Source organism: Streptococcus sp. 27098_8_73 (assembly GCF_041432495.1).
In the GTDB taxonomy this organism is placed as follows: domain Bacteria; phylum Bacillota; class Bacilli; order Lactobacillales; family Streptococcaceae; genus Streptococcus.
On the sequence record NZ_JAPVZT010000011.1, the window covers coordinates 76345 to 87612 of the forward strand.

Genomic DNA, 11268 nt, shown 5'->3' on the forward strand with positions numbered 1-11268 from the left:
TAGACTTTATAATAAGGATATAACTGCATTCGGGAGAAAATGTATATTTATGGGTAAGAATAATAAAGCAAAAGGGTTTAAGCGCGTTATATCGAAGTTTAAACGATTGGTGACGGAGGATGATAATTATTATGATCCGGATGCAGCCATCTTAAAACCGATTAGCCGAAAACCCCAAGAGCAGAATCAGGTTGTGTTAGGTATTAATGAAGAATTAAAACCACAGACAGAGCCAATTTCTATTATGGAAGACTTTGAGGATTTTCAAGCCAATAATAGCTTGGTAGTAGATGATCTGATAAAAAATGTCAGCCAAAGTTTATCAATGAGCGTTTCGACTTCAATGAGTTTGTCTGCTGAACATTTCGATAGTGACTCTGTTTCAGCAAGCGAGAGTCCTCTTCAAGATTCGCTGTGGGAGAATGATTCATTAGAGACTTATTCTTTAGACTCTTCTTCTCACAGTATCTCAGAGTCAGATTCACTTTATGAGAGTGAGTGGTTATCCGCTTCTATCAGTGCAAGCGAGAGTCTTTCTGAGTCTGAATACTGGAGTATCTTTGAATCTGAATCTCTCAGCATATCAGAATCAGATTCACTTTATGAGAGTGAATGGCTATCCGCTTCTATCAGTGCAAGTGAGAGCCTTTCTGAGTCTGAATACTGGAGTATCTTCGACTCTGAGTCCCTCAGCATATCAGAATCAGATTCACTTTATGAGAGTGAATGGCTATCCGCTTCTATCAGTGCAAGTGAGAGTCTTTCCGAGTCTGAGTACTGGAGTATCTTTGAATCTGAATCTCTCAGCATATCAGAGTCAGATTCACTTTATGAGAGTGAATGGCTATCCGCTTCTATCAGTGCCAGTGAGAGTCTTTCTGAGTCTGAATCCTGGAGTATCTTTGAATCTGAATCTCTCAGCATATCAGAATCAGATTCACTTTATGAGAGTGAATGGTTATCCGCTTCTATCAGTGCAAGCGAGAGTCTTTCCGAGTCGGCTTCTATCCTTCTTAGCGAATTCGTTTCAACTTCGGTAGCGGATAGTCAGTCAGCTTCTCTGTCAGAATCCATTAGTGCTAGTCTGAGCCTTTCAGAATCTGAGTCTCTTAGTGCCTTAGAAGAGACTTCTATGAGTCTTTCAGATTCAGTTTATGAGGAGGAAGCTGATTCACCTTCAGTAAACGAGAATAAGCCAGATACTTTCTTGATTTCTCTTAGCACTAGCCTGAGCCTCTCTACTTCTGAATGGTTGGCTCAGTCTGAGTTTACTTCACTTAGCCTTTCGGCATCTGAATCTTTGAGTATCAGTCAGTCTCTATCCTTGAGTGAAGCATTTTCTCAACTTCTTTTCGAGTCTGAATCAGCCAAGGAGAGTCAGCAGCTATCAGAATCACTTAGCCATATCCAGTCCCTTTCTCTTTCAGAATCTTTGAGTGAGTGGACAGCAGAATCTCTCAGTCTCAGCGAGTCAATCTTTTTGAGCGAGTCAATTTCCCTGAGTGAGTCCATTGCCGAGTATACTTGGTTAAGTTCTTCATTATCGGTTAGTGCCTCTCTTGCTCAATCCGAATTGGAAAGCCAATTGACATCAATTTCCGAGTCTATTAGTGTCTCAGAATCTCTCAGTCAGAGTGTGAGCGTCTTCACTTCTTTCAGCTTGAGTGAGTCAATTTCCTTGAGTGAATCCGAAAGTCTCAGTGCATCAAGCTCCTTCAGTTTGAGTGAGTCCGCTTCTTTGAGTGAATCTGAAAGTCTTAGTCAGAGTCTCAGCCTTTCAGAATCCTTGAGCCAAAGTGTCAGCGCTTCACACTCTTTGAGTCTCAGTGAGTCAATTTCAGTCAGTCAATCTGAACAAGAAAGTCAGAGCCTTAGTGTGTCAGAATCCTTGAGTCAGAGTGCAAGCATTTCGACTTCATTTAGTTTGAGCGAATCACTTTCCGAGTATACTTGGCTCAGTTCGTCACTCTCAATTAGTGCTTCTGTTGCCCAATCTGAATTGGAAAGCAAGTTAACATCGCTTTCCGACTCTATTAGTCAGAGTGCTTCACTCTCTCTGAGTGTTTCAGAATCTCTCAGTCAGAGTGCAAGCCTTTCAACTGCCTTTAGTTTAAGTGAATCAGTTTCCTTAAGTGAGTCTGAAAGCCTTAGTCAGAGCCTCAGTGTTTCAGAATCCTTGAGTCAAAGCCTGAGTGTTTTAAGCTCCTTTAGTTTGAGTGAGTCCGAAAGCCTTAGCCAGAGCCTCAGTATCTCTGAGTCATTAAGTGAGAGTGCGAGTCTTTCAACTTCTTTAAGTTTGAGTCAATCAATTTCAGAGTACAATTGGATCAGTTCTTCACTCTCAGTTAGTGCTTCTGTTGCCCAATCTGCATATGAGAGCAAGTTAATTTCAGTTTCAGAGTCGGCTAGTCAGAGCACCTCAACCTCTATCAGTCTTTCCGAATCTCTTAGTCATAGTGTCAGCATCTCAACTTCCTTTAGTTTGAGTGAGTCGATTTCCCTGAGTGAATCAGAGCAAATCAGTCAAAGTATTGTGAGAGTTTCCTTATCTGAGTTTTATAGTATTTCAGTCTCAGAGTTGCTTTCTTACAGACAGAGTGTTTCAGAGTCTAAGTCAGTATCACATAGTTTACAAGTCTCAGAATCTCTGTCACTTAGCTTGTCTCGAACAGAGTCAATGCGTCTTTCCTATCAACAAGAATCGCTTGATAGTATGAACCTTGCATCTCAGGAACTTTCAGAGGCAGTTGCACTATCTCAAGAAAGCCTGTCTGTTCAAGTCTCTACAACTCCAAACTTGAGCGTGACAGATCAAGAGGCATATCAGATGGTAAGACCAGGTTTACAGCCAATTTCTCCTGACTTAAAAAATGTCGCTAGTACATTATCTGGATTGGCTTCAATCACTCAAAATAAGAAAGACCAGCGATAATTTTAAAGATACTAGAGGATACAATAGTATCCACATATATTCACAAAATCAAAAGGAGTCATTATGATTAGAAATACGATGCCCAACAGCAATAAAGGTTTGGGAACGACGGATGTATTACCAATTAGTGAACCACGTATAGGAGTACTGACAGGGGAAATCAACTACAAAAAAGTACCAATAGGTGCCTATGATCTTCTGGGGCAATTTACTTTAGCGAGTCAACCGAATTATGTTAGTGATTTGAATATGATTCAATCGATGGGCTTCAATGTTTATAGAATTTCTATCTCTTGGGCACGCATTTTCCCAACTGGAGAAGAAGCGCAGCCAAGTGAAGAAGGTTTGAAATATTATGAAGCTATCATTGATCAAGTGTTGCAAAAGGACATTGAACCGATTGTAACTTTAAGTCATTTCGATCTTCCTCTTCATCTGTATGAAAAATACGGTGCGTGGAAGAGCCGCAAGATGCTTGAACTTTATGAGCATTATACAGAAGCTGTTTTCAGACATTTTAAAGACAAGGTAAGATATTGGATTACCTTTAATGAATTTAATATTTTACACCATTTACCATATCTTGGTGGCGGTCTGTCTTTTGAAGATGGAGAAAATCGAAACCAACGAATCTGGCAGGCGGCTCACTATCAATTGGTCGCTTCGGCACGTGCTGTTAAGCTTGGAAAATCAATCAACCCAGAATTTCAATTTGGTGGCATGTTGGTAGTCAGTCGTAACTATAGTCAGAATCTAGATAGTGCGATTGATGCGATGGAAGCAGAAGTTAAGAACCGTGAAAACTATGTCTTTACAGATGTACAAGTTCGTGGTTCTTATCCAAACCATTTCTTGCGCCGATTAGAGCGTGAGCAGATTGCTTTGGATATTGAAAATGATGACTTCTTTGACTTACGAGTCGGAAAGGTTGATTTTGTTAGCTTTAGTTACCATGCATCTAGTAATTCTCAAGAAGTCTTTATCAATAAATATGGCTATAATAACACCAATAAGAATCCAATTGATCCTGTAGGTCTTCGCCTAGCTATGAATAATCTTTATGACCGCTATCAAAAGCCACTATTTATTGTGGAAGATGATCTAGTATTAGACGAGTCAGATAGCCGATCAATAGAAGAGCTAAAAACGAATATTCAAGAGATCGTTAAAACAGTAGAATATGATGGCGTTGAGCTTCTTGGCTATACACCTCTCAGCTGGGTAGATCTCAATTTCTAAAGTAGATGCGTCTACAACTAGTTACCTTTTAAGAAAATACCTGAATGGATTATATGTCATCTATTCAGGTATTTTTGTTTATAAAAGAATAAGGTTACAAAACTAAGAGAACCATGGAACTAGCAGGTGGATAGAATTTTATTTGCTCTTGTAGTATCCTGATTTTTTTGCTCGGAGACTTATAAAACAATGGTAATAAGCGTCATTTTATGCTACAATTGATAAGATAGTATATAATTAGAATAAATGAAGAATAGAGGGAGCAGAATGAGACTTAAAAAGACCCTATTTGGTAACTATCGTGCCAAGGAAGTTGAAGAATACATTGAATCGTTAGAAGAAGGATTTGATAGTGAAATTCGTAAAAAGAATGAGAAAATTGAATCTTTACGTAAAAAAATTGATGCTTTAAAGAACCAAGAAAGAGAAATCGGTGAAGCCGTTGTTTATGCTAAATCGCTGATTATTGAAGCACATGAAAAGGCAGAAAAAGAGGCTCAAGAGGTTCTAGAGAAAGCTCAGAAAGACTTCTTACAAGTAAGATCGTCTATCCTTGAAGAGATCGATGAATTGACGAAAAAACGTCTTGAAACGGAACAACTCTATAAGGCGCAAAAGGAAAAAATCAAGGAGCTTCTTAGTCAAATTGGTCAGATTCTAGACGAAGAAACTTTAGAGGGTCAAATTGACATCGCAAGTCTAATCGAGGAAGCTTCGGAAGACGACGAATTTGCAAGCATATTTGATACTCCTTTAGAGGAAGATGAAGCTACGCGTTTGTTTGATACACCTTTGGAAGAAGACGAGGCTCCAAATGAGCAAGTTGAAGCTGAAAGTCTATTCGATGAAGCTTCTCTTGAAGCGCACGAAGAAGAAGTAAACGAATCAGATATTTTTGGTGAGGAAGAAGTCCCAGTAGAAATCTCTGCTCCACAAAAAGAAGTTGTGAATATTGAGCAAACATTTGCTAAGACAGGTACAGATAGCTCTGTTCCCGTTACTTACTTCACTTCTCCTGTCAAAAAGTCTAAAGACGAAGATAAAGAAAAAGGGAAAAAGAAGAAAGGAAAAATCATCAAACGCCTTTCAAGAATTAAAAAAGATAATCTTTTGTAAGAGGAACATGGTTTATGACAATTTATAACATCAACCTAGGAATTGGTTGGGCAAGCAGCGGGGTTGAGTACGCACAAATTTATCGTGCAAAATTGCTTCGCAGTGTGGGCTTAGAGGCAAAATTCATCTTTATGGATTTTATTTCAGCCGATAATATTGAACATTTGACGAAGAATATCGGCTTTGAAGACTCTGAGGTCATTTGGCTCTATCAGTATTTTACAGATGTTAAGATTGCTCCAACGACCTACACTCTGGCACATGTTTTAGCTAGTTTTGATAGAGAACCTATAGAAATCGTTCGTAATCCTGAGAATAAAACCTTTCGGATCCTGTTTGGAGATAATGATTTCGTAACGTGCTACTCATGCGATATGGATAATGAACTGATTGAGCGGGCAGAGATTGTTTCGCGTGGCTGTCTCATTCAGAAAGAATATTATACTTATACTAAAAACTTTATTGAGTATTATAGTCCTGTAGATGGTCGGGCTCGTCTCTATCAACGGACTTGGCTCAATGAAGACGGTAGTGTGGCTTACGAAGAGATTATCGATGAGGTAGACGGTAAGCAAGAAACGCAAGTTTATCGTTTTCCAGATCAGGTCTTCTACTCCAAGCAGGAGTTTGTTGCTCATTTCATGAGAAGTTTGAAGTTGACAGATAAGGATTTACTGATTCTAGACCGAGAGACAGATATTGGCCAGCCAATCTTCGCCAATAAGGGGGCTGCCAAACTAGCTGTTATCGTTCATGCAGACCACTTTAGTGAAAATCCTGCTGAGAAAGACTATATTTTGTGGAATAACTATTATGAGTATCAGTTTGAACATGCTGAAGAAGTGGACTATATCATCAACTCGACGGATGCTCAAACGGAGCTTCTGAAAGAGCAGTTTGCTCAATATACCGACATCAAGCCGAAGAATATTTTAACTATTCCTGTGGGTAGCTTGGATCAGCTGCGCCGACCAGAAGGTCAGCGGAAACCTTTTGGTTTGATGACAGCTTCTCGTTTGGCCAGTGAAAAGCATATCGATTGGCTAATTCACTCTGTAGTGAAGGCGCATGAGCAATTACCGGAAATCACCTTTGATATCTATGGCACCGGTGGTGAGGAAGCTATGTTGCGGAAGCTGATTGCGGATCTGCAAGCAGAAGATTATATTCGACTGATGGGGCATCATCATATGGCGGATATTTACAAGAATTATTCTGCTTATCTAGCAGCATCGACAAGTGAAGGTTTTGGTCTGACTCTGTTGGAAGCAGTAGGTTCTGGCCTGCCTATCATTGGCTTTGATGTTCGTTATGGCAATCCGACCTTTATCCGCGATGGAGAAAATGGCTACCTGATTCCCAAGGCTCGTCCAGATGATCTAGATGCCATGACGACAGAGTATGCGGAAAAGATTGTTCAGCTATTAACTCAACACTCTCAAGAAGATTTGTCCCGTGTATCCTATGAGGTAGCTGAGCCTTACCTTGATGAGCATATTGCCCAGCGCTGGTCTGACCTAGTTCGATCGGCTCAGACCAACTAAGTAGGATTCAGAAAGAAAGGCATAACCACTATGATTTGTTTGTTTGACCGCTATGATCAAGCAAGTTTTGATTTATTACGTTCATTAAAAGCAACAGGACTTGATTGTCCTGTTGTTGTTGTGCAAGACGATGGCTATCTTTCACCAGATGTCGAGTCTCCTTACAGTTATTTTACGGGAGATTTGGATACACCAGAAGGCCGTCCAATTTATTTTAATCTTGTCCCCAAACCGCACCTATGGGAGATTCGCTCCAGCAATGTAAATGGGGAAATCTTGGATATGGGCAAGAAGCGTGCCAATATTTTCTATCGCCAACCAACGCATGAAAGACGTGTTCGGGCTGTCGAATGGCTGGATACAGAGGGGCAGGTTCGAGCAGCAGATATCTACAATCGCAAAGGACGCCTTTTCGCACAAATAACCTACGATCAGACACAACGTCCGACCCATACTCGCTATTTTGACCAGAATGATGTCGTGGTGATTATGGAAAATCATCTGACTGGTGATATCATCTTGACACTTGAAGGAAAGCGTCACATCTTTAAATCCAAACAAGAATTTGTCGTCTTTTATCTGCAATATCGTGGATATGATACAGATCGTATTATTTATAATTCTCTAGCAACCCCCTTCTTGGTGGCCTACGCTCTTCGTCCTAAAAATGGTCGTGCAGAAGATGTTCTTTTCTGGCAGGAGCCTATCGGAGAAGCCTTACCTGGAAATATGAAAGTAGCTATGAAAATGCCTCATCGCAATATCCGCATCGCCGTTCAGGACAGGCAGGTATATGAGAAAATTCAAAGCTTGGCAACACCAGAAGAAAAAGTCTATTTCCACAATATTGGTTATATTTATGATTACCAGCGTCTTAATAATATGAATCCAGAAGCCTTGATTTTGACCAATAGTGATCAGCTTGAGCAAATAGAGCAGCTCTTGACTCAGCTACCAAATGTACATTTCCATATTGGAGCCATCACAGAAATGTCTGGCCATTTGATGGGGCTCAATCGTTATCCGAATGTTTCGCTTTATCCAAATATTCGTCCGGCCAAGGTTGCAGAGCTTTTTGAGAGATGTGACTTGTATCTGGATATCAATATCAGCGATGAAATCCTTAATGCTTGTCGCACAGCTTTTGAGAATAACATGCTGATTCTCAGTTTTACAAACACTTGTCATAGCCGTCGATATATTGCGGATGATCACATTTATGCGCCAGAAAATGTCTCAGGCATGGTGGGTAAGATTCAGGGAGTCCTCTCTCTTCCGTCTGAAATGGAGGCTGCTCTTGCTAAGCAAAAACAGGTGGCGAATCAGGCTGATCTGGAAGCCTACAAGGCAATTTTATAAGCTAAGAAGACAAGGGCTTGCTTTCGATGAAAGCAAATTCCTTTCTATCAACAGAAAAGGAGGAGCAGATGTCTAACAAGGATAATGGCATTTTACAAGAACATATACGAGAACAGCTAGATAATCGAAAGAAACCCCTAAAAAGGGAGAAGCAAGAATTTAGTATGATTGCAGTTCTAGGTGGCGTTCTTTTTCTGATCACCCTCTTGGTCACAATCATCATGCAGTTGGGACACTTTTTCTAGGATTTTTTCTGGATGGAGGAGGTCTCTGGAAAAGATGAACCTTGACGAGCAAATCGTCAAGGTTTTTTTGCCTCTATCTAATTGAACTAGTGTGAAAGGGGGAGTAGGGGGTTCGAAAGATAATAAAACGCTTTCAACAATTTGAAACTTAAAAGCGGATTTTCTGAAAAAATTAGCTATTTTCATTTGTTATTTCACATATAATTACTTGAAAAGGGGAATCCGTTTTGGTAAAATGATGAGTGGTATATACTGGATAAAAACGGCTGGTATATCCCAGATGGAATCTGCTTTTTCTGAGTCAAAGGGATAAAAACTGAAACTGACTGCAACTTTTATTAACTCTGGTTTTGGGAGGCAGCGCAATCTACACTTTGTTAATGGTCATGAGATTAACAAAGGGTCGCAATTGGATAAAAGAAAGGAATCGAATGTTTCGAAGTAAAAAATTTAACAAAGATTTCGAGATCGTAGATGAGAAAAAGCGTTATAAGCTTTACAAGTCGGGCAAAAACTGGGTAAAAGCCTCGAACTCTCAATTGGATCTCTTCCGTATCGGTGGGATGGGCGAAGTTGTCTCTAGTACCCTGTCAGACACTGAAGAACTTGATCACGCACACCTTAGTTTTAACACGCTAGCGGGTATAGGGGGAATCCTGGCCGCGGGGGCTGCAGGATTTGTGATGACTCAAGAGCAAACTGTTTATGCGGATGAAACATCTGAGTATACAGAAAAGGATAAAACAGTCATCGCAGCTGAACCGAAAGCGGCTGAAACAACTGAAACAAGTGCCAACTCAATCATCGCTCAAGCGCAAGCAGAAGTAAAGAAAGCTCAAGCAGAACAAGCATCTGCAACAGCTTCTGTATCAGTCAGTCAATCTGTTGAGGATCAAGCGAGTGCGAGTCAGTCAGTTTCAGTCAGTCAATCTGCCTCAGCAAGTCAGTCAGTTTCAGTCAGTCAATCTGCCTCAGCAAGTCAATCAGCATCAGCTCCTACATCAGTCTCAGCAAGTGCAAAAGCATCTGCATCAGTAAGCTCTACACCATCAGCGTCAGCGAGCGTTCAAGCTTCAACTTCACTAGTTGAGAGCACTAGTGCAACGAGTGGATCAGAAGTACAAGCATCTGTCTCAACTTCTACATCGCTCAACCTTAAGGTCAACCCTGCGGCAAGTCTTGTATCAGGTAGTGCTAACCAAAGTTTGGCAAGTGCAGCTCTTAGCACAAGCCAAGCAGCAACAACAAGCAACAACATCGCAGCTGGTGTTGTAGCAGATAAGAACCAAGCCCAAGGTAAGGATACAACCAAGCAAGCTGAGAAAAACCAAAAGGTTGACAATACTGTAGCGACTGCACCAAAGACAGGGTATTCTGGATTTAGAGCAAATCCGATCGATACTGGATCAAAAGAACCTTTCTTTCTAAATACCGATCCATATAGCATCAACTCTCCAGAAACAAGTGGTCGTTTAAATAGACAACGGGTCTTTCTGGGACGAGCAGGTGTTCCTTTCTCGGTAACATATTACATGCATAAGTCTCAATTTGATGCGGACGAATATCCTTACGGTTCATATAAGGATAGTGAGTTTGCAGGACTTTCTGCAAGAACAACTCTAGAGACTCGAAACTGGCAAGAAGCACAAGAGAAATATAATATTACCTCGGAAACAGGTCGTGTGGAAGTGGCTCCTGGACGTTATATTCCATATGTAACTTTCAAGAGTGATAATCCAAAAGCATTTAATAGTAGTGTCAATCTGGATGTGACCTTTGATGGACGTAGCTTTCCTCAAACCAGCATATTCATGAACCTTACTACTACTCAGTTTAAGGGACCTGCTGTAACGTATGATGCTGAGGGGAAAAAAGAAGCATTGGCTCCTCTTGCAAAATATAAAGTAGGCGATAGAGTTAATGAAACTTTATATTTCCATAATGATAAACAGTATAGATATGAGCAAGATGCTAAAAATTCTATGGTTTTGTACACTGGTAATGGTGGTACAACCAAATATAGTGGTTTGAGGTATGTTCCAGGGGTGGAAAGGCGTGCTGATTTCACCTATGTTCCAAAACTCACTATTACAGGGACGGTTTTAACTGAAAATCCTAATATGCTCGTCAGACATACTAATGGATCGGGAGGTAAGGATGCTGATTTCTTTACCTATCTAGGCCGTCCAGAAGAAGTTGTAACTGAGGCTGCGCAGGAGTCAATTATCAACAAGAGCAAAGACTCACTAATTCCTTCCCCTGAACCACTAGTTCCTGAGATTGAAGTCGGTAAACGAGTTAATGAAACTTTATATGTTCATGATGGTAATAACAAAGGAGATAAGTCTGTTGGTTCTTGGCAAAGTTCTTACCTTGCGGATCAAGCAGTTGAACTGATTCATGGTAAGAAAGAACTAGAAGCTCTTGGATTAACAGTTACTACTAAAAGCAATGAACCAGGGGCTGGTAAAACTGGCTATATCCCATCTATCCAAATTTCTGGAACGCCTACTGGAACAGGATCTGTAACACTCAAATATAAGATCACTGACGAAGCGGGACAGCTTAACTTTAAGGACATTCAAGTAAATGTTAAAGAAAGCGGATCCCTTAGCCAATCAGTTTCAGCTTCTGTATCTGCAAGTCAAAGTGCTTCAGCTTCAGTAAGTTCAAGTCAAAGTGCTTCAGCGAGTGCTTCACTTAGCGCCGGTCAATCTCACTCAGCAAGCTTGAGTGCTAGTCAGAGTGCATCACTTAGCGCAAGTCGCTCAGCTTCGGCTTCTGTAAGCTCAAGCCAATCAGCTTCAGCATCTGTATCAGCAAGCCAAAGTGC

The 11268-nt window shown here is 40.7% G+C and carries 7 protein-coding genes; all 7 read left to right on the forward strand.

What is annotated here, in order from left to right; translation table 11 throughout:
- The first annotated feature begins 49 nt into the window (after nt 1-49).
- Nucleotides 50-2932, forward strand: coding sequence for a hypothetical protein (locus O3651_RS08290; RefSeq protein ID WP_371610169.1), 2883 nt, complete (start codon nt 50-52; stop codon nt 2930-2932).
- A gap of 63 nt (nt 2933-2995) precedes the next feature.
- Nucleotides 2996-4171, forward strand: coding sequence for a family 1 glycosylhydrolase (locus O3651_RS08295; protein WP_005590779.1), 1176 nt, complete (start codon nt 2996-2998; stop codon nt 4169-4171).
- Between the two features lie 267 nt (nt 4172-4438).
- Nucleotides 4439-5287, forward strand: coding sequence for a hypothetical protein (locus tag O3651_RS08300; RefSeq protein WP_005592329.1), 849 nt, complete (start codon nt 4439-4441; stop codon nt 5285-5287).
- A gap of 14 nt (nt 5288-5301) precedes the next feature.
- Nucleotides 5302-6831, forward strand: a complete 1530-nt coding sequence (gene gtfA / locus O3651_RS08305; RefSeq protein WP_005592354.1) for an accessory Sec system glycosyltransferase GtfA — start codon at nt 5302-5304, stop codon at nt 6829-6831.
- A 30-nt stretch (nt 6832-6861) separates the two neighbouring features.
- Nucleotides 6862-8190 (forward strand): accessory Sec system glycosylation chaperone GtfB, encoded by a 1329-nt coding sequence (gene gtfB / locus O3651_RS08310; protein ID WP_005592401.1) that lies wholly within the window; start codon nt 6862-6864, stop codon nt 8188-8190.
- Between the two features lie 68 nt (nt 8191-8258).
- Nucleotides 8259-8435, forward strand: a complete 177-nt coding sequence (locus O3651_RS08315; RefSeq protein ID WP_061911271.1) for a hypothetical protein — start codon at nt 8259-8261, stop codon at nt 8433-8435.
- Nucleotides 8436-8866: 431 nt separating this feature from the next.
- Nucleotides 8867-11268, forward strand: a 2402-nt coding sequence (locus tag O3651_RS08320) for a KxYKxGKxW signal peptide domain-containing protein (protein ID WP_371610170.1), incomplete at its 3' end; no start/stop codon positions are given.